Source organism: Pantoea cypripedii (genome assembly GCF_011395035.1).
Lineage (GTDB): Bacteria > Pseudomonadota > Gammaproteobacteria > Enterobacterales > Enterobacteriaceae > Pantoea > Pantoea cypripedii_A.
Genome location: NZ_CP024768.1, coordinates 1,278,662 through 1,297,559, shown reverse-complemented (window position 1 = coordinate 1,297,559; position 18,898 = coordinate 1,278,662). Strand labels below are relative to the sequence as shown.

Annotated in this window: 19 protein-coding genes; 4 read left to right on the top strand and 15 right to left on the bottom strand. The window is 56.9% G+C overall.

The genetic code is table 11. The features are described 5' to 3' along the window. Positions 1-7 precede the first annotated feature (7 nt). The 3 genes from CUN67_RS06015 to argH are packed head-to-tail and all read right to left on the bottom strand — an operon-like array spanning position 8 to position 3,093. The gene (locus tag CUN67_RS06015) at positions 8-772 is read right to left on the bottom strand and encodes an amino acid ABC transporter ATP-binding protein (RefSeq protein WP_013508406.1); all 765 of its coding nucleotides are present in this window, start codon (positions 770-772) and stop codon (positions 8-10) included. Positions 773-782: 10 nt separating this feature from the next. Next, positions 783-1,655, bottom strand: coding sequence for an amino acid ABC transporter permease (locus CUN67_RS06010; protein WP_208714421.1), 873 nt, complete (start codon positions 1,653-1,655; stop codon positions 783-785). A gap of 10 nt (positions 1,656-1,665) precedes the next feature. Continuing rightward, the gene (gene argH, locus CUN67_RS06005) at positions 1,666-3,093 is read right to left on the bottom strand and encodes an argininosuccinate lyase (protein WP_208714420.1); all 1,428 of its coding nucleotides are present in this window, start codon (positions 3,091-3,093) and stop codon (positions 1,666-1,668) included. 146 nt (positions 3,094-3,239) lie between these two features. Here argH and CUN67_RS06000 point away from each other — a divergent pair, with 146 nt between their 5' ends. After that, on the top strand, positions 3,240-4,211 hold the full coding sequence (locus CUN67_RS06000; protein ID WP_208714419.1) for a LysR family transcriptional regulator: 972 nt from the start codon (positions 3,240-3,242) through the stop codon (positions 4,209-4,211). Positions 4,212-4,264: 53 nt separating this feature from the next. Here the strand turns inward: CUN67_RS06000 and CUN67_RS05995 are convergent, their stop codons facing one another. Genes CUN67_RS05995 through CUN67_RS05985 form a run of 3 tightly spaced genes read right to left on the bottom strand, consistent with a single transcriptional unit; the run spans position 4,265 to position 5,807 of the window. Continuing rightward, positions 4,265-4,723 carry a GNAT family N-acetyltransferase gene (locus tag CUN67_RS05995; protein WP_208714418.1) on the bottom strand — a complete coding sequence of 153 codons (459 nt, stop codon included), beginning with the start codon at positions 4,721-4,723 and terminating at the stop codon, positions 4,265-4,267. After that, entirely contained in the window at positions 4,720-5,247 is a 528-nt protein-coding gene (locus tag CUN67_RS05990; RefSeq protein ID WP_208717080.1) for a GNAT family N-acetyltransferase, read from the bottom strand. Before CUN67_RS05990 ends, CUN67_RS05995 begins: the two co-directional genes overlap by 4 nt. After that, positions 5,244-5,807, bottom strand: coding sequence for a helix-turn-helix domain-containing protein (locus tag CUN67_RS05985; RefSeq protein WP_208714417.1), 564 nt, complete (start codon positions 5,805-5,807; stop codon positions 5,244-5,246). The genes CUN67_RS05990 and CUN67_RS05985 overlap by 4 nt, the downstream gene beginning before the upstream one ends. A 150-nt stretch (positions 5,808-5,957) precedes the next feature. Here CUN67_RS05985 and CUN67_RS05980 point away from each other — a divergent pair, with 150 nt between their 5' ends. Next, positions 5,958-6,695, top strand: a complete 738-nt coding sequence (locus tag CUN67_RS05980) for a MerR family transcriptional regulator (protein WP_208714416.1) — start codon at positions 5,958-5,960, stop codon at positions 6,693-6,695. A 166-nt stretch (positions 6,696-6,861) separates the two neighbouring features. Here CUN67_RS05980 and CUN67_RS05975 read toward each other — a convergent pair whose 3' ends face one another. From CUN67_RS05975 to osmF, 4 genes are read right to left on the bottom strand one after another with little or no spacing between them, the layout of a single operon-like run. After that, the gene (locus tag CUN67_RS05975; protein WP_208714415.1) at positions 6,862-7,593 is read right to left on the bottom strand and encodes an ABC transporter permease; all 732 of its coding nucleotides are present in this window, start codon (positions 7,591-7,593) and stop codon (positions 6,862-6,864) included. Further along, a complete protein-coding gene (locus CUN67_RS05970; protein WP_208714414.1) occupies positions 7,593-8,528 on the bottom strand; it encodes an ABC transporter ATP-binding protein in 936 nt (311 codons plus the stop codon). Before CUN67_RS05970 ends, CUN67_RS05975 begins: the two co-directional genes overlap by 1 nt. Next, complete coding sequence (locus CUN67_RS05965; RefSeq protein ID WP_254711381.1) at positions 8,521-9,687, bottom strand: ABC transporter permease; 1,167 nt, start codon at positions 9,685-9,687, stop codon at positions 8,521-8,523. The genes CUN67_RS05970 and CUN67_RS05965 overlap by 8 nt, the downstream gene beginning before the upstream one ends. 3 nt (positions 9,688-9,690) lie before the next feature. Next, a complete protein-coding gene (gene osmF, locus CUN67_RS05960; protein ID WP_208714413.1) occupies positions 9,691-10,599 on the bottom strand; it encodes a glycine betaine ABC transporter substrate-binding protein OsmF in 909 nt (302 codons plus the stop codon). A gap of 231 nt (positions 10,600-10,830) precedes the next feature. Between osmF and CUN67_RS05955 the strand changes: the two genes are divergently transcribed. Continuing rightward, positions 10,831-12,303: an MFS transporter gene (locus CUN67_RS05955; protein WP_208714412.1), complete on the top strand. Its 1,473-nt coding sequence runs from the start codon at positions 10,831-10,833 to the stop codon at positions 12,301-12,303. 82 nt (positions 12,304-12,385) lie between these two features. Here the strand turns inward: CUN67_RS05955 and idi are convergent, their stop codons facing one another. From idi to CUN67_RS05935, 4 genes are all read right to left on the bottom strand, one after another. Further along, the gene (gene idi / locus CUN67_RS05950; RefSeq protein WP_208714411.1) at positions 12,386-12,919 is read right to left on the bottom strand and encodes an isopentenyl-diphosphate Delta-isomerase; all 534 of its coding nucleotides are present in this window, start codon (positions 12,917-12,919) and stop codon (positions 12,386-12,388) included. 185 nt (positions 12,920-13,104) lie between these two features. After that, entirely contained in the window at positions 13,105-15,000 is a 1,896-nt protein-coding gene (locus CUN67_RS05945; protein ID WP_208714410.1) for a methyl-accepting chemotaxis protein, read from the bottom strand. A gap of 170 nt (positions 15,001-15,170) precedes the next feature. Then, positions 15,171-16,064 (bottom strand): Rpn family recombination-promoting nuclease/putative transposase, encoded by an 894-nt coding sequence (locus tag CUN67_RS05940; RefSeq protein WP_208714409.1) that lies wholly within the window; start codon positions 16,062-16,064, stop codon positions 15,171-15,173. Between the two features lie 213 nt (positions 16,065-16,277). Then, a complete protein-coding gene (locus CUN67_RS05935) occupies positions 16,278-17,396 on the bottom strand; it encodes a suppressor of fused domain protein (protein WP_208714408.1) in 1,119 nt (372 codons plus the stop codon). A gap of 225 nt (positions 17,397-17,621) precedes the next feature. Here CUN67_RS05935 and CUN67_RS05930 point away from each other — a divergent pair, with 225 nt between their 5' ends. Then, complete coding sequence (locus CUN67_RS05930) at positions 17,622-17,915, top strand: hypothetical protein (protein WP_208714407.1); 294 nt, start codon at positions 17,622-17,624, stop codon at positions 17,913-17,915. On the opposite strand, the gene CUN67_RS05925 is transcribed toward CUN67_RS05930, so the two are convergent. Next, positions 17,904-18,782 (bottom strand): oxygenase MpaB family protein, encoded by an 879-nt coding sequence (locus CUN67_RS05925; protein ID WP_208717078.1) that lies wholly within the window; start codon positions 18,780-18,782, stop codon positions 17,904-17,906. The two genes, CUN67_RS05930 and CUN67_RS05925, sit on opposite strands and share 12 nt — an antisense overlap. Between the last annotated feature and the right edge of the window lie 116 nt (positions 18,783-18,898).

Here is an 18,898-nt window from a genome sequence, read left to right as displayed (position 1 = left end):
CCGGTAGTTAAAGAAGAATCGCGTTGATAAAGTTTTTCATCCGTGGGTTTTGCGGGTTCAGCAGAATGTCTTCTGGCGCGCCCTGCTCGATAATGCGTCCCTCATCCATAAACACCACCTGGTTCGCCACCTCACGGGCAAAGCCCATTTCATGGGTGACCACCAGCATGGTGGTGCCTTCTTTTGCCAGTTGACGCATCACCGCCAGCACTTCACCGACCATTTCCGGGTCGAGCGCCGAGGTGGGTTCATCAAACAGCATTAATTTCGGCTTCATCGCCAGCGCGCGGGCAATCGCCACGCGCTGCTGCTGACCACCGGATAACGACTGCGGATAGTCATGGGCCTTGTGCGCCAGACCGACGCGATCCAGCAGCGCCATCGCTTCTTCGCTGGCTTCACGCTTTGGACGCAGCAGCACCCGGCAGGGGCCTTCGATAATGTTTTCCAGCGCGGTTTTATGCGGAAACAGGTTGAAGCGCTGGAATACCATGCCGGTTTGCAGGCGCTGACGGGCAATTTGCTTGTCGCTCAGCGGATAGAGTTTGTTGCCATTGATGCGATAACCCGCCAGTTCGTTATCGACCCAGATACCGCCCTGATCGACCTTCTCCAGCTGGTTAATGCAGCGCAGAAAGGTGCTTTTACCGGAGCCGGATGGCCCGAGGATGCACATCACCTCGCCGTAATTCACTTCGAGGCTGACATCCTTCAGCGCGTGGAACTGGTCGAAATATTTGTTCACCTTGACGGCGCGCACGATGTTTCTCATCTCAAACCCCTTAGTGATGACGGCGGTGGCCGCGTGAGAAGTAGCGTTCCAGCTGGCTCTGGCCGAACGACAGCACCGTCACCACGATCAGGTACCAGATACCCGCCACGAATAGCAGCTCCATCACGCGCGCGTTGGCGAAGTAGATGTTCTGGGTGTTGTAGAGCAGTTCGGAGTACTGAATCATGCTCGCCAGACTGGTGGTTTTGATCATGCTGATAAATTCATTGCCCACCGGCGGCAGGATGACACGCATCGCCTGCGGCAGAATGATGCGTTGCAGCGCCTGCAAACGTGGCATGCCGATGGCTTTCGCCGCTTCATACTGGCCGGTATCCACCGACAGCAGCCCCGCACGTACCACTTCAGAGGTGTAAGCGCCCTGGTTGATACTCAGGCCGAGTAATGCTGCGAGGAATGGCGTCATAATGGTGACTGTCTGAACGCTAAAGACACCGGGAATGCTGATGGTGGGAAACACCAGCGCGAGGTTAAACCACAGCAGCAGTTGCAGAATCAGCGGTGTGCCACGGAAGATCCAGGCGTAACCGACCGCGATGTAATGCAGCACCGGGTTGGGTGACATATACATGATGGCGGTGATCACCCCGAACAGGATGCCGAATCCCATCGCCAGCACAGACATAATCAGGGTGTTCACCACCCCGTCGAGAATCGCTTTGGCGGTAAAGAACTGACCCACGAACGACCATTCAATATTGCCGTGGGCAAACGCATTCACCAGCAACGCCAGCAGGACAAGGATCACCACCGAAGCGGTGATGCGGCCGTAATAACGGCGCGGCACCACCTGATAGCGATCCAGATCGTAATGCGGCTGGCTGCTGGCGTTGTTAAGGGCAGTCGGTGTCGATTGCGACATAAGCGTCTCCTCAGGCACGCGGGCCAGCGTAATCATCGGCCCACTGTTGCTGGGCCTGCATCAGGGTTTGCAGACGTGCCAGCTGTTCGCGCACGCGCTCGGGTGCTGTGCCGCCGTAACCATTACGCACCGCCAGCGCCGATTCCAGCGTTAACGCGCCGCGTACCTCAGCGGTGAGACGGCTATCCACGGCCTGAAGCTGTGCATCGCTGAGGTCCGACAGGCCACAACCTTCTTGCTCGCACAGCTGTACCAGCTGGCCGGTGATTTCGTGGGCTTCACGGAATGGCACCCCACGCATTGCCAGCCAGTCGGCCACTTCGGTCGCCAGCGTAAAGCCATCCGGTGCCTGCTCACGCATCACGTCAGTGTTGAATTTCAGCGTCGCCATCATGCCCGCCATCGCTGGCAGCACCAGCAGCAGGGTATCGACGGCATCAATGACGTTACGTTTGTCATCGCTCAGGTCACGGTTGTAGGAAAGCGGCATGGCTTTCATGGTGGTGAGCAGTGCCGTCAGGTTACCGACCAGACGACCGGAACGACCCCGCGTCAGCTCAGCAATATCCGGGTTCTTTTTCTGCGGCATGATCGAGCTGCCGGTGGCGTAGCTGTCGTGCAGCTCCACCCAGCGGAACTGGCGCGAAGCCCACATGCACACTTCTTCGCACAGGCGCGACAGGTTGATGCCAATCATGCTGGTGACAAACAGGAATTCCGCCGCGTAATCACGGCTGGCTACCGCATCAATCGAGTTCTCACAGGGGGCGAGGTAGGCCAGATCCACCGCTGCCAGTTCCGGCTGGCGGGCAATCGCCGAACCGGCCATCGCAGCTGCGCCGAGCGGGCAGCGCGCGCTGCGACGATCCCAGTCCTGCATACGTTCGATATCGCGGGCAAAGGACTGCGCATGGGCCAGCAACTGATGGCCAAACACAATCGGCTGCGCCTGTTGCAGATGGGTAAAGCCCGGAGCCACGCTTTCGGTGTGCTGTGCCGCCTGCTCAACCAGCGCCTGTTGCAGCCCCAGCAGCGCGGTCACCACCTTGCGCCCGTTGTCGCGCAGATAGAGGCGCAAATCGTTGACGGTTTGATCGTTACGTGAACGGCCGGCGCGCAGTTTGCCGCCCAGCGGCCCTAAGCGCTCGGTCAGCGCGCGTTCGACAAAGGTATGCACATCTTCATCAGCAGCAATGGGATGTAACTCACCGGCGCGGAAGTCAGCATCCAGTTGATCAATGGCAGCCAGCATGGTGCTCAGTTCTGTGTCACTCAGCAGGCCACCACGCATCAGTTCGCGGGCATGGGCGCGACATCCGGCTAAATCGTAAGGAGCCAGGGCAAAGTAGTAATCCGGGCTACGAGACAACGCAGTTAAACTGGCGGCAGGGGCCGCTTTAAAACGCGCACCCCATAACAGTTCGGCTTTATCAGACATGCAATTTTCCCTTACAGATAATCAATAGCGAGATGAATGGCGTGCCAGCGATAATAAAAACTTATTTTATTTCCATACTGGTAAACACGACACATTTCAGGTTCACTACACTTTCACCGCAATAATTCCGGAGTTGAATAGCAAAGATGGAAAGTAAAGTTTCCCAGTCTGGAAACAATGCAATCAATCGCAGCGATAATGCGGTGCTGGCATTAAGTAATATCGATTTAAAATTGCTGCGCGTATTTAAATGTGTGGTTGAAGCCGGTGGATTAACCGCGGCCAGCCATGAGCTGAATATTGGTCTGGCGGCGATCAGCAAGCAGGTTTCCGATTTGGAAATTCGTCTGGGTATGACGCTGTGCAGCCGCGGGCGTGAAGGCTTTGAACTGACGCAGTACGGCATCAATGTGTATCAGGCGACGCTGGAGCTGTTCGTCTCCCTCAATCTGTTCCGCGAACGCCTGCACAACAGCCGCAACGAGCTGCTGGGTGACATCGCCATTTGCGTGGTGGATAACACCATTTCCGATCCACAATCCCCGGTCACCAGCGCGGTGCAACAGTTGCACCAGAATGCACCAAAGGTGCAAATTCGTCTGCAAACCGCCCAGTTAGATGATATTGAACGCGGTATAAGTGAAGGTCGATTCCATTGCGGCATTGCGCCCGTTTATGAAATGAAAAGTGATTTCGATTACTTCCCGTTATATAAAGAACATTCAAAACTTTATTGTTCCGCAGACCACCCACTTTATTCCGGTAATCATGCTGATAAAATATCACTGGAATTATTACGCGAACAAAAAGTCATAAATCATTTATATGTCATACCTCGTGATGCGCGTCGTCTGATTCCATTCCACGACAGCGGGGTACAGGCGGTTCAGGTTGAATCGGTTGCCATGCTAATTTTGACCGGACACTTTATTGGTTATTTACCGGAACACTATGCTGCGCCCTTTATTGCCCGTGGTCAGCTGTGCGAATTGGGTGATGAATCAATACGGATGGAGGATTCGTTTTGTCTGCTGATGAAAAAAGGCCGCAAAATAAACCCGATTATCCGGCTGTTTATGCAGGCACTGGCGATCCCCGAAGTGGAAGCGGCGCACTAAAATGGGGCAAAAGCGCGCCGTGACCCAATATCGCACTGGGTTGTAGCGGCCCTTTATGGCTGTGCAAAAACCTTCCCCAGACATTGCGCCGTCGCGTTACCAACATAATGACCAAACGGAGCAATCGGCTGGTAGCCCTGACGGGCATAGAATGCCAGCGCACGCTGATTCACCTTACGCGTTTCCAGCCACATCGCCTGATAGCCCTGCTGCCGCGCCTGCTGTTCGAGGAACTGTAGCACCGCCGCACCGATACCCTGCCCGCTGCTTAGCGCATACATCCGTTTCAGTTCCGCAATGCCGGGTAGCAACGGGCGAAACGCACCACAGCCAACCGGCCTGCGCTGCGCATCGCGGGCCACGGCAAAGCAACTGCCCGCTTGCTGCATCGCCTCCGGATCAAAACTGGCGCGTCCGCTGCTGCCGGTGAGCGCAGCGAGCGTAGCTGACAAATTATCCAGCAACCAGGCAGCATCCGGCTGCTGGATGGACTCCTGCGCCACCACAATCATGCGTGCATCCGCAACGTCTTAAACATTACGGTGGTGGCATCCAGCACACCTTCGGTCGATTCCGCGTAGTGCGGAATGGAACCGGCAATCTGCCAGCCGAGTGACAGATAGAGATCGGTTGCCACATCGCCGCTGCGCGTATCCAGCACCAGTAGCGTCTTCCCTTTATCCGCCGCCAGTTGTTCCGCCTGCTGCATCAGGCGTCGGGCAATGCCCTGACGGCGGGCGTGCGGATGCACCAGCAACTTGCTGATCTCGGCACGATGACGACCATTGGGCATTGCGCTGTAACCCACCATCACCGTCGCCATGATCTCACCGTGCAGACGCGCCACCAGCAGCTGATTATCACCGCTGGCAAGACTGAAAATTTTGTCCTGCCAGAAACGCTCAATCACCGCCCGGTCACTGGCGTCGATAAAACCCACGCTGGCCCCATCCGCCACACAACCCTGCAAAACATCACACAACGCGCCAATTAAGGGTTGCGCCTGGCTGGCACTGAGTTGTTCGATATCAATCATGGTTTGCATACCACCAGAATGTAACGTGCACCGCCCTGAGGATGCGCAGTAAAGGAAGATTTGCCGGTCAGATGGAAGCGCAGGCAGTCACCGGCCTGCAAGGTCCAGCTTTGCGACTCCATAGTGATGGTCAGTTCACCGGATTGTAACCAGATATGCTGCTCCAGCCCCTGCACCGGTGGCGCGTCATAATCGATTTGCGCCCCCGGTTGCAGCACCGCTTCCACCATTTCTGCTCTAAAATGTGAAGCAGGTGGCGAAACGTTACGGCGCTGAAAGCCGCTTTGCTCATCAACCCACACCGGCTGCTGTTCAGCTGTCAGCAGTAGCAGCGCGTCGTCCTCCACTTCGCTCAGTAAGCGCGACATGGTGAGGCCGTAGGCGACACAGAGTCGATTGAGCAACGCTGCCGTTGGGCTGGTCTCGGCGCGCTCAATGCGCGACAATGTCGCCCGACTGATGCCGGTGGCCATCGCCAGTTCATCCAGTGACCAGCCGCGTTGCAGGCGTAATTCCGCCAGACGGGCGGCCAGGCGGTCTTCGGTATCCGGTTCAGACATGACAACCTCTCATATATGGATTTTATTTCTCATATGTGAGATAAAGCCTGAAAACATGACCGCCGTCAACTTGTACAAAGAAAAATTCATTGTACAAGTTTTCAATCACAGTTATGGTGTGACGACGCAGGTCAGTATATTGAGGAAGATATGGCCTTATACAGTATCGGCGACGTTGCCGAACGCTGTGGAATCAATCCGGTAACACTTCGCGCATGGCAGCGACGTTACGGTCTGTTAAAGCCCCAGCGCACCGAAGGCGGTCACCGACAGTTTGATGATGAAGATGTTCAGCGCATTGAAGAGATCAAGCGCTGGATAGAAAGTGGCGTGCCCGTTGGTAAGGTGAAAGCACTGCTGGAAGGGGAAAGCGTCAATGTGCACGACGGCTGGAACACGCTGCAGGAAGAATTGATGAGCGTGTTACGCCATGTCCGGCCTTCCAAGCTACGAGCCAAAATCGCCACCATCGGACGTGAGCATCCGGTGGATGCGCTGATCGACCACGTCATTGTGCCGGTGCGCCAGCGTCTTGGGCTGGATCAGAACACCGCACGCACCATGTGCAGCCTGCTTGATGGCGCGTTAATTGATTACGTGGCATTTTGCCTTACCGGTTCACGTAAAAAGGCTGGCAAGGATGCACTGATGATTGGCTGGGGCGTAGAGGATCGCACGCGTATCTGGCTGGAAGCCTGGCGGCTGACGCAGCAGGGCTGGCGTATGGATGTGCTGGCAGAACCGCTGGAACTGCCGCGCCCGGAGTTATTTCCCGGCCAGAACCTGTTTGTCTGGACTGGCAAAAAACTGACCCGTCGTCAGCATGAGCAGCTGGAACACTGGCAGGCACAGGGGTTTAATATCCACCTGCACGACCCGACGCAGTAAAAACGCACACATCGGCCTTTGCCTCGGCGGATGTGCGCGTTATCATGCCGCCCTCAATGACTTTTTTCAGGTTTCGACATGAACTGGCAAAAAATCTTCATCTCCACCCTGTTTGCCGTGATGGCGCTTGGCGGCATGGGCGGCCTGATGCTGGTTGGCTACAGTCTTATCCTTCACGCCAACTAAGCCAGCGCTGTAACCGTTCCAGCGCGCGATCGCACACCAGTGCCAGCAACGCCACCAGCACCGCCCCCTGAATGATATAGGCGGTGTTGAAACCGCTCAGTCCGATGATCACCGGCGATCCCAGGCTTTCCGCGCCCACTGTTGACGCAATCGCCGCCGTACCGATGTTGATCATCACCGAAGTACGTATCCCGGCCATGATCACCGGCGCGGCCAGCGCCAGCTCAATTTGCCATAAACGCCGCCACGGCCCCATGCCAAGTCCGGTGGCGATTTCGCGATTGCTGGCGGGAACGCTATCCAGCCCGGCGAGGGTACCCTGCAAAATCGGCAGCAATCCATAAAGAAACAACGCGATCACCGCTGGCAGCGCGCCAAACCCCATCACGGGCACCGCGATGGCCAGCACCGCTACCGGCGGAAAAGTCTGCCCGGCGGCAGCCAGCGTTTCCAGCAGTGGCCGAAAAGCCCGCCCGCGATGGCGCGTAGCAAACACCGCACAACTCACCCCGACAACCATCGCCAGCGCGCTGGCGCTGACCACCAGCCACAGATGCATTAACGCCAGTCGCCAGAAGCTGTCCTGCTGATATAAAGGCCGCTCCAGCTGCGGAAACCAGGCGCTAAACAACGGCGCGCTGTGCGGCAAGCCCCACAGCAGCAACAGAAATAATGCCAGCAGCCAGGTCAGCGGGTCTTTGAGCCAGCTCATCAGCCCGCCTCGCGCTGACGCAGCAAATCGCTAAAATACAGCACGCCCAGCGGTTGCTGGTGTTGATCGACCACCGGCAGCTTGTCGGTACGTCGCGCAATAAACTGCGACAGTGCCTCGCGCAGCGTCAGCGCCGCCGCGATCGGCTCCGCCTCCAGCCATTCGCCGCGCCGCACCGCGTTCCCGGCCCGCCCCAATGCCAGCAACCGCACGCCCAGTTCGCTGTGACCGAAAAATTCGCGCGCGAAATCGCTGGCCGGCTGAGTCAGCAGTTCGATAGGTTTGCCCTGCTGCACAATTTCCCCGCCATCCATCAACACCAGATGATCCGCCAGCGTCAACGCTTCATCGATATCGTGCGTCACCAGCACGATGGTGCGGCCGGACAGCCGATGAATGCGCAACATCTCCTGTTGCAGAGCCTGGCGGTTCACCGGGTCGAGCGCACCGAACGGCTCATCCATCAGCAATAATTCGGGGTCTGCCGCCAGCGCACGCGCCACGCCAACACGCTGCTGCTGCCCGCCAGACAGCTGATGCGGATAGCGGGTGGCCAGATGCGGGTCGAGATTCAGCAGCGCCAGCAGTTCCGCCACACGCTCGTGAATGCGCGCCTGCGGCCAGCCCAGCAGGGATGGCACGGTGGCGATGTTTTTCGCCACGCTCCAGTGAGGGAATAAACCGATGGATTGAATGGCATAGCCGATACGTCGCCGTAATGCGCGTGCATCCATGCGTTCAATCGCCTCACCGGCAAAGCGAATTTCCCCGCTGTCGTGCTCGACCAGCCGGTTAATCATCTTCAGCGTGGTGGATTTACCGGAACCGGAGGTGCCAATCAGTACCGTAAAGCTGCCTTTAGCGATATGCAGCGACAGATCACGCACCGCCGCTTTGCCATCGAAGATTTTATTTACCTGATGAAATTCAATCATGTCGTCTCTCCAGCAGTGCTGCCACTAAACGCAGCAGCGCATCGGCGATCACCGCCAGCGCCACCACCGGGATCACCCCCAGCAGCACCAAATCGAGGGCGCTACTCAGCAACCCCTGAAACAGAATGGCACCAAACCCCCCCGCGCCAATCAGCGCCGCAACCACCGCCAGCCCCAGCGTCTGTACCACCACCACGCGCAACCCGGACAGCCACACCGGCAACGCCAGCGGCAACTCCGCCAGCCAGAACTGCTGCCAGCGGCTCATCCCCATGCCGCGCGCCGTTTCCCGTACCTCGGACGGCACCTGTTGCAGGCCCGCTACCACGCTGCGCACCAGTGGCAACAATGCGTACAGCACCAGCGCAATCAGCGCCGGTGCCATTCCGATACCGGCAATGCCCCAACGCGCCAGCAACGGGAAATGCGTCGACAACCCAGCCAGCGGCGCAATCAGCAGGCCAAACAGCGCCACCGAGGGGATGGTCTGGATCAGATTCAGCACGTTAAACGCTGCCTGCTGCCAGTGCGTGCGCCGGGCGATGAGGATGCCGAGCGGCAGGCCAATCAGCAGCGTCGGCAGCAGTGTGCCGCCGAGCAACGTCAGATGCTGGCTAAAGGCGGCGTCAAAGGTCGCACTGCGGTTGGCATACTCTTTTAACAGGGAAAGCTGATTGAGATGGCCGCTCAGCAGCAGGCCGAGCGGTAGTAACCACATTTGCAGGTTCAGCAGGATGCGCACGGTGGTCTTCTGGCTTATCTGGCGCACCGCCTCGGCCGCCAGCAACAATGCCAGAGCCAGCGCAATCCACAACCCGCTGCCAAAGGCGGTACGCGCCAGCCGACTGCCACTCTGCGCCAGTAGCGTCGCCTGATGGCCGCCCAGCCATATCAACAGCGTAAACAGACATTCGGCGCTCACCAGCAGTAGCAATGCAGTACGGCGACCGGGCTGGCACCATAACAATAGCCATAGCGCCAGCAAAGGGAGCAGTAATCCTCCCCCCTGCGGGATTTGCCACAGCAACAACGGCTGACCTGATACCAGCCGATTTGCGGCATAACTCAGTAGCGGCAGCGTAGCAAATGTCAGACTTAACAATACCAGTAGCAGCAGAATCACCGGTTGCTGGCGCGGCCTTTGCGTGAATAATGCCACGCGTTACAAGAACTTATTCTGCTGTAGCCACGTTTTAGCCACCTGGCTGGCATCCTGACCCTCCACCGCAATCTGCGCGTTAAGCTGTTGCAGCGTCTTTTCGTCGAGTTTGCTGAACACCGGCTGTAACCAGCTGGCAATCTCAGGATATTGCTTCAGCACCACATCGCGGATCACCGGAGTGGGTGCGTAAATCGGCTGTACCCCTTTCGGATCGGTCAAAGTTTGCAGCCCCAGCGCCGCCACCGGGCCGTCCGTGCCGTAGGCCATCGCCGCATTCACCCCGGAGGTTTGCTGCGCCGCCGCTTTGATAGTCACCGCCGTATCGCCGCCCGCCAGCGACAGCAACTGTGACTGATCAAGTTTGAAATCGTAGGCTTTTTCAAACGCCGGCAACGCATCGCTGCGCTCAATAAATTCGGCCGACGCCGCCAGTTTGAAAGTGCCACCTTTTTTCAGATACTGGCTCAAATCCGCCAGCGAGGTGAGTTGGTTTTTCCCGGCAACATCGCTGCGTACCGCGATGGTCCAGGTGTTATTGGCAGGTGCAGGGGTCAGCCATACCAGATGGTTTTTTTCCGCATCGAGAGTTTTGACCTTCTCATAACCCTGCTGCGCATTCTTCCACGCCGGGTCTTTCTCATCATTAAAGAAAAACGCCCCGTTACCGGTGTATTCAGGATAGATATCCAGCGCCCCGGCGGTGATGGCACCGCGCACCACCTGAGTGGTACCGAGCTGAATTTTGTTCACCGTCGGCACCCCATGCTTGTTCAGCACCTGCAGAATGATATTTCCGAGCAGCGAACCTTCGGTATCAATCTTCGATCCCACCCGCACCGGATCGGCGGCCTGCGCTGCGCTAACACTGATTGCCAATGCTACCAATCCCAGTAAACCCTGCTTAATCATGCTGTTCACCCTCGGTATTGTTATCGTATGTTGAGTAACAAGCGTAGCCTGGCGAACCGGGATAGGTGCGGTCAAGTGCACCGGGCGTGTTTGCTTCACTCAATTTCTGCTAGCCAATTCAAATAGGTTATAACCAATTCGTTGCTCATATAACCAAATGGAATTTTTCAGCAGCGAACTGAGGATTATTCTCATATCCCCCATACCAACAAAAATACAGACAACAACATCATGTCCGACTTAACTTCTCCCGCCCATGTGGCGCTGGCAGGGAATCAACCTCAGGGTGAGACGCAGTGGATCCGCAGTGCGGCCGATGTCACCAGCCTGGTGAATAACAGCGAGCAGTCGCGTAGTAACGCACGCATCGTGATCGCCATCGCGCTCGGTGGGGTGTTTCTTGATGCCTACGATCTCGGCGCGCTGGCGTTCGGCATCAAAGATGTCGCACGCGAATTCCAGCTTACACCGACCGGAACCGGGATGGTGGCGGCAGCCATTACCTTCGGAGCCATCGTGGGTGCGCTGATTGGCGGCTATCTCACCGATAAAATTGGTCGTTACCGCGTGTTTATGGCGGATATGTTCTTCTTTGTGGTGGCAGCGCTGGCCTGTGCCTTTGCTCCCAACGAGTATGTGCTGGGCGGCGCGCGCTTTGTTATGGGCCTTGGGGTCGGTATCGATTTGCCAGTGGCGATGGCGTTTCTTGCTGAGTTCTCGAAACTGCGCGGCAAGGGCAATAAAGCCGCCAGCGTAGCGATGTGGTGCCCCACCTGGTATGCAGCGATTAGCATCTCCTATCTGCTGGTACTGCTGCTGTACGCAGTCCTGCCGGAAACCCATACCGACTGGCTGTGGCGCTTGATTCTCGGTTTTGGTGCCGTGCCTGCACTGCTGATCATTGCCATCCGCAGCCGTTATATGAGCGAATCGCCGATCTGGGCCGCCAATCAGGGCAACCTGAATGGCGCGGCGGAGATTCTGCGTCGCTCCTACAACATCAATGCCCGAGTGGCAGAAGATGCCGACCAGAGCAAACAACCGTCCGTGCGCAAAGCCAGCTGGCGCAACTATGGGGCGCTGTTGCAGGGCGTATATCGTCGTCGCACGATCCTGGCGACCGTGACGTCCATCGCCTCCTCTTTCGCCTACAACGCGGTGGCGTTTGGCCTGCCAGTGATTATCTCCAGCTTTTTTGCCCAATCGATGCTGACCACCATTCTGGTCTCGCTGGCGCTGAATCTGCTGTTTGCCTTTGTCGGCGGTTTGCTGGCGGTGCGTCTGGTTCCGCGTCTCGGGGCGTGGAAGATGTCGGTGACGGGTTATAGCTGCCAGTGCGTGGCGCTACTGGGGCTGGCATTGATTGGTCGTCCGGAAGGCGGAGAGCAGGCGGCACTGGCGATTGCCATGCTGGCGCTGTTCCTGTTTGGTCAGGGTTTTGGTCCTGGGTCACATACCATGACCTTTGCTTCGCTGAGCTATCCAGCGTCACTGCGCGGCGTGGGTGTGGGCTTTAACCAGACGCTGATGCGCGGCAGTTCCACCGTGTCGCTGTTTGTGTTCCCGCTGCTGGTGGCAGCGTTTGGCACCGGCGTGTTCTGGGTGATCTTTCTGGCACCACTGATCGGATTGCTGGCACTGCTGGCGATTCGCTGGGAGCCGTCGGGTTACGACGTGGATGCCGAGGATTTTACCCAGCAGTAACCGTAACCCTGCGCGATAAATCGCGCCGCTACAATAGGTACAGTCATTGGTAGCGGCGTGATTTATCGCGCATTTAAGCTGATCAGGCCGTGACCTGAAAAGCGTCCAGCGTGGCGGGAATGCGCGCGAAGGTGTAGAGAAACCACGGGGTAAACTGCGCCGGTTGCTGGGCGATTTCCTGCTGAATCTGCGCCACGGAACGGTAGCACCAGGCGTCAGCTTCTTCCGGGTTTAGCTCGGGTTGCTCGTCGCTGATGGCAAAAAACACGTGACCATATTCATGTTCGGTCAGGCCATTGCTGAGTGGCAGGTTGTAGCTCAGTTCAAATACCGGGGTCAGCGTGAGTGCCAGCCCCATCTCTTCGCGCAAACGGCGCTCCGCAGCTGCGCGTGTTGATTCCTGTGGATAGGGATGACCGCAACAGGTGTTGCTCCACAATCCACCACAGTGATATTTACCACTGGCACGCCGTTGCAGTAGCAGTTCATGCCGTGAGTTAAATACGTAAACCGTTACCGCGCGATGCAGTAATCCTTTTTCATGAACTTCCAGCTTTTCCATCTTGCCAGTGGGACGATCGAGGTGGTCGACGAGAATAACTTCTATGGCGGACATGACAACTCCTTCAGAACAATCTCAGCTATTGTACACAATCACGACGCAGTGGGCCGGAGAAATAGCGTACATTCCGTGCGTTTCCGCAGCGGAAGGTTAATCTTAGCAGCCAGCATAAAAAACGGGGAATTTCTGCTTAGGAAGGAGAAACGGCAGCTCGCGACGAACTGCCGTACCCGGTACGATTAGAGTTTAAAGCTATGCACCACCTGTTCCAGCTGTACGCTCTGCTCTTCCATCGCGCGTGCCGCGGCGGAAACCTGTTCAACCAACGCGGCATTTTGCTGGGTGCTGCCATCAAGTTGGGTAATGGCGACGTTAACCTGATCGATGCCCAGGCTCTGCTCGCGGCTGGCAGACATGATTTCCCCCATCAGAGTTGTCACGCTGCTGACACCCTGCATCAGCTCATCCATAGTCTGTCCGGCCTGCTCCACCAGCTGGCTGCCGGTATCGATATTGGCGACCGATTCCTCAATCAACTTTTTAATCTCACGCGCCGAATTCGCCGAACGCTGCGCCAGGTTGCGCACTTCCGATGCCACCACGGCAAACCCACGTCCCTGCTCTCCGGCACGCGCCGCTTCCACTGCGGCGTTCAGCGCCAGGATATTGGTCTGGAAGGCGATGCTATCGATGACGCTGATAATATCCACCACTTTGCGTGAGGAGTGGTGAATCTCACCCATGGTACTCACTACCTGCCGTACCACTTCAGTACCGCGTGCCGCCACCTGCGAAGCCCCGTCAGCCAGCTGGTTGGCGTGGGTCGCGTTATCGGCATTCTGGCGTACCGTGCCGGTTAACTCTTCCATCGAGGCGGCCGTTTCAACAATCGAACTGGCCTGCGATTCGGTACGCGCCGAGAGGTCAGCATTGCCACTGGCAATCTCACGTGAGGCCGCCGTGATCGCCAGCGCACTGTCGCCAACCTGCCGCATCAGCCCCTGTAAATAAGCAATGAACTGGTTGAAGCTCTGCGCCACCGCGTTGAATTCCGGGCTGTTACTGGCCGGCAAACGCTGGGTCAGATCGGCACCACCGGTTGATAATGCTTCGATATTGCGGTTCAGCAGGCTGAGGCGTTGCATCATGGCACGGACAAAACCGAGCAATACCAGCAGCAGAATCACCGCCAGCGGGATCTGCACCAGACCGAGGCGTGTCAGCATGCTATGGGTTTGAGCATCCAGCAGGCTCGACGGTACATCGCTGGCAAGATACCAGGGGCTGCCGGGGATCGCTTGCAGGAACAGGGTATGTTCGCCGTCATCGCTTTTATAGCTGGCCTGGGTCGGCTGCGTACCCGCCTGTGCCAGCAAGGTTTTCAGGGTTGCGGCCAGCGGCAGCTGGGTATCTGCCAGATTTTCCAGTTTTGGCGTCCCTTCCACCAGCGCGGCGTTACCCACCACTTTGCCATCAGCTTCGACAATCAGCACACGCCCGTGGATCGCTTCTCCCATCTGCTTCGCCAGCTGGTTGAAAAAGCCGAGTGTGACGTCAATGGTGGCGACACCCCAGACTGTGCCATTACGATAAATCGCCATAGCACAGTTGGTACGCGGCTGCGGGCTGGCAGCATCCTGGTAGGCTTTCGCCCAGGCACACTGCCCTTTGGCCGCAGCCATGCCATCTTTGTACCACGGCTGCTCCCAGTATTTATCGGCAGCATCGGAGTTCCAGTAGGTATTCACCTGTAACTGATTGCTGGCGTTGCGTGCAAAGAACGAGCTGTCCTTTTCTTTGGCGGGATCGCGGCGATTCGGTAACGGCCAGATGCCACCACCGAACACGTTACTATCCTGATATTGGTTAACCAGCGCGGGCAGCAGCGTATCAATGCTGGCGCTGTCCATCACGCTGGCGGCTTCGGTAATGGCGCGTTGCTGCGCCTGTACGCGGTTCATCTGCTCAACGATGCGTCCGGCCAGGCCGTCCACTTCGTAACGTACCAGGCGACTCTCATTTTGCGTGAGTTGTGGCGCAATAAACTGGTTGATCACCAGCAAGGTGACCAGCATCAGGACAACGAAAAACGCGATGAGGGTCGCGGTGAAACGTGATTGTGTGGTTTTTAACATTGGAGTGCCCTTACCCTGGAGTGGCGAGATGCCTGATCCGGGTTAACGGCGTGTTAAGAGGGAACTTGAGATGCGCGCGATCACAAAGCAAAAAAATAGTTAATACGGGTGATGATGTAGCGGCGCGACTTACCGCGCCGTTCAGAAAGGAGACGCAAAATTTGTGGTATTCAGGAATTAAGCTGCTTAACGTCACTCTCGCTCAGGCCAGTGAATTTCATGATGGTTTCAACGGCTATTTTGTCCAGAAGCATACGCTGAGCCACCTGCAATTTAGCCTCCTGAAGGCCTTCCTGACGACCTTCCTTATGTGACTCCAGCCGCCACTGTTGTTCAATTGTCATAATCTGTTCCTTAAGTTGCGGTTTGGCTTGCACCAGTATTTCAACGACCTTGTCCCGGTCATCGGTATCTCCATGCCGGAGAATATAGTAGATCACATCGATAGAGAGATTATCATTGTAATCTACCGACAGTAGCGTGGCTATCGGGTCGATATTTTCCAGCAAGTCACGCAGACGTATGATCTTATGTGCCATCTCCAGCCGCGCCACACCGCGATGCGTCATGATCTCCTCATCCGGGATGACAGTGACGTCAATCAGCGGGAAGGGATGGCAATAAATCTGCTCAGCCAGATCCTGGTTACGGAATGAAGCCAGCCAGTTCATCGAGTAAGGATAGGGACTGGTTTTTCCCTGATAGAACAGCATTGGCACCACAATCGGCAATTCAGTATGACCTTCATCAAGATGGCGCTGCATGGCCGCAATGGTGTAGCGCATCATGCGTAAGGTCATATATTTATCAGGAGAGCTTTGGTGCTCAATCAGCGTATAGATATACCCTTCACCACAGTCAGTTTTCATTGAAAGCAAAACGTCGGAATAAAAAGCGCTGAGATCCCGTTCAATAAACGTAGTCGGTACCAGTTGCAACGTATCCAGGTCGCAGTGGTTGCGTATCGTTGGCGGCAGGTGAATTTCCAGAAACTGTCTGGCAAGCGGGAGCTGACTCATAAATTTTTTGAACAGGGCATCGTGCGGTGTCACTGTGGCGCTCATGAAGATTACCTGCCAGGTAATGGAAGTGCCCAGACGCTACCATAGCGGCTATATCACTGATATATAAGGGATGAGATTATCAGGAGGATTTAAGGTATTCAGAATAGCGTGATAAAATTTTCAGGTTTAAACCCTTTTTATCACCGACAGCTATCTGTGCCTCAGGGGGCATACGGCCCGCCCCCCGAGAGTGTTTGGTGTTTAAGGCGCAGATTATCTGGCACGCGGGGAAGGTTCTACCACTTCCTGGCGTGGGCGAAAAACGTGATCATTCCCTTCAGCCAGCAGGCGTTGTACCAGTTGCTGGCCGCCGCGCTCGTCGGCCTGTGCGAACTGACGTTCGGCTTCAGTAATCGGCGTGGACCACAACAAGTTCACCCGATCGCCTTCACGCTTCGGCAGACGGAACTGCGCGGATTCCGGGGCCAGTCCATTTGCCAGCAGGAAACTTTCAAAGCCGACCGGTGCTACCTCCGACGCCAGCGTATGCCCTTCCCCCAGCCAGGTCAGGCGCGCCCACGGCAGATGGGCAAATTCCGCCAATGCGCTGGCCATCTGCACCGCGTTGGCTTCGTCCATCACTTCGCCGTCCACCGCCATCGCCAGTTCGATCCGCCGATACTGCGGCGCCAGCTCGTCAAACAGGTAATCCACCTGCGGCATCGGCCGGATGCCCATTCCCAGGGTGAGAAAATACCAGACGCCCTGATGCCAGTGCTGCGAAATCGCCATCGGTGGCCAGTTGCCCTGATCGATGGCGTAATACTTCACTGACTCGCCAAATTGCGCCTGATAGCACTGCATCAGCTCACGTTGCACGGCATCCCACTGATGGCCGTCGTGCCAGTCACGCCAGAAATGACGTTGCTGTTCAGCGCGCGCGTAGTAATCATTGGTTGACGCGGAACCGAGCGGGGCCGTCAGGCGATTGGCTTTTATGCAGCCCGCCGAGAAGCTGACCTGTTTGTCCTGATACAGACTCCAGCCCGGGATCACCGCCAGCAGCTGGCCGTAATACCACAGCGCAGCGCCCTCGTCGCCCGGCTCCCATATCACCTGTAAACCGGCCGGATCGAGCATCGGCTCGGCTTCCAGCGTGCGGCAATACTCGGCGCTGAGCAGCGGCGCAATGCCCTGCTCCATCGCAGCACGATCTTCAGTGGCTGGCGCGGGCAGCAGGTTGCGTAGCCAGCACCCGCGCACCGCATATTGGCTGCGGAACAGGTCGCTCGGCCAGATGTAAAAATAGGCCGTGCGCGCGTCCTGCTCGACGATGGCCGTTAATGTGTGTTGCTGATTAGGCACCTCAGCAATCAGAGGTTGGTGTGTCATAACGCCTCAACAATGCCTGGAGGGATCCATTTTCCCCGAGAATAGAGCAGGATCGGCACTCGCGCCATGTGACACAAGGGTAAAACTCTCAAAGTGATGCCGGGCAAGGTTGAGGATTGCTGATGTTTCGCCACGCGCCCTGTGTTCAGACTTCAAATTAATTCGCAATTCATTTGCCGCTACACATGCTATTGTCGCCGCATTCGCATGAAAGGAGCCGCCATCATGGTGCTGCAAAGTCTGGATTTGAATCTGCGTGATGTGGTGATTTTCGCCGTGCTGGTTTGGCTGTTTATCCGCTACACCTGGGTGATGTCAGCGCTGACGTTGATGGTTAGCGGCATGGCCTTGCTGGTGATCCTGCCTGCCGATCTTTACTACAGCCTGTTTCCGCTGGCGCTGATCGGCTTCGGGCTGGGCATGTTAATCCACCACTACCAATTGCGGCAGTTAACCCTGCGCCGCGAAGCCAGAACGCCACGCACTTACACCAAAGCCAGGGACGAACTACATCCCTGAAAGTGAGCGCCCCATACGCGCCATCGCACGTGAATAAGCCCCGCGCTGGATCGACCAGCGCAACAACCCGGCAATCAGATGAATTTGTCCATCCACCAGCCGCTGCTGCCAGGGATTGATAGGTAATGCTGTCTGCTGCTGTGCCCAGTCAGGCAACAAGCCAATGCCCGCTTTCAGCATTACCTTCATCACCGGTTTTGCCTGCCAGCTGGGTGCTGGCGCGTTCATCAGCAACTGTGTCACTTCACGCGTGCGTTCATCGCAAACCAGCTGCGGACGCATCGCCTGCAAATAGTCTTCAACCGCCGCTACACTTTGCGGCACCTGCTCCGCACCGAGCGATTCGGCAATCAGCGCCGCTTCCTGATAATAACGATCCTGCTCCGTCAGGCTGAGATGCGGATTTTTGTAGCGCAGATGGGCGGCGAGGAAACGACTGGTTTCCGCCACGTGCACCCAGGTCAGCAAATGCGGATCGCTGGCAGCATAAGGGTGACCCGCATTATCAATACCGGTGACGCGCAGATGAATCCGTTTGACACGTTCGATCAGCGTGTGCGCATCCTGTCGGTTACCAAAGGTAGTGACGGCGATAAACTGGCTGGTACGCCGCAGCCGCCCCATCATGTCTTCGCGAAAGTTGGAGTGATCCCACACCCCGGCCAGCGCTGCCGGATGCAGCATCTGCAACAGCAAGGCGCTGATGCCGCCGCACATCATGGCAGCAAAATCACCGTGTACGCGCCAGATAACGCTGTCCGGACCGAACAGGCCCGGATCGCCTGGCGGTTGCGAGATGTCGAATTCATTGAGCGAGAGGCCGTTCAGGCGAAAGACTTGTTGTTCGATGCGGTTGCGGATGTTCATGGTGTTGGTATGCGATAAAAACCAGGTCAGCACCCATGCTGGCCTGGTTGATGATATGTCTGCGGATTGTAGCGGCGCAATTTATCGCGCTGTTAGACATCCGCTGCCATCGCGCG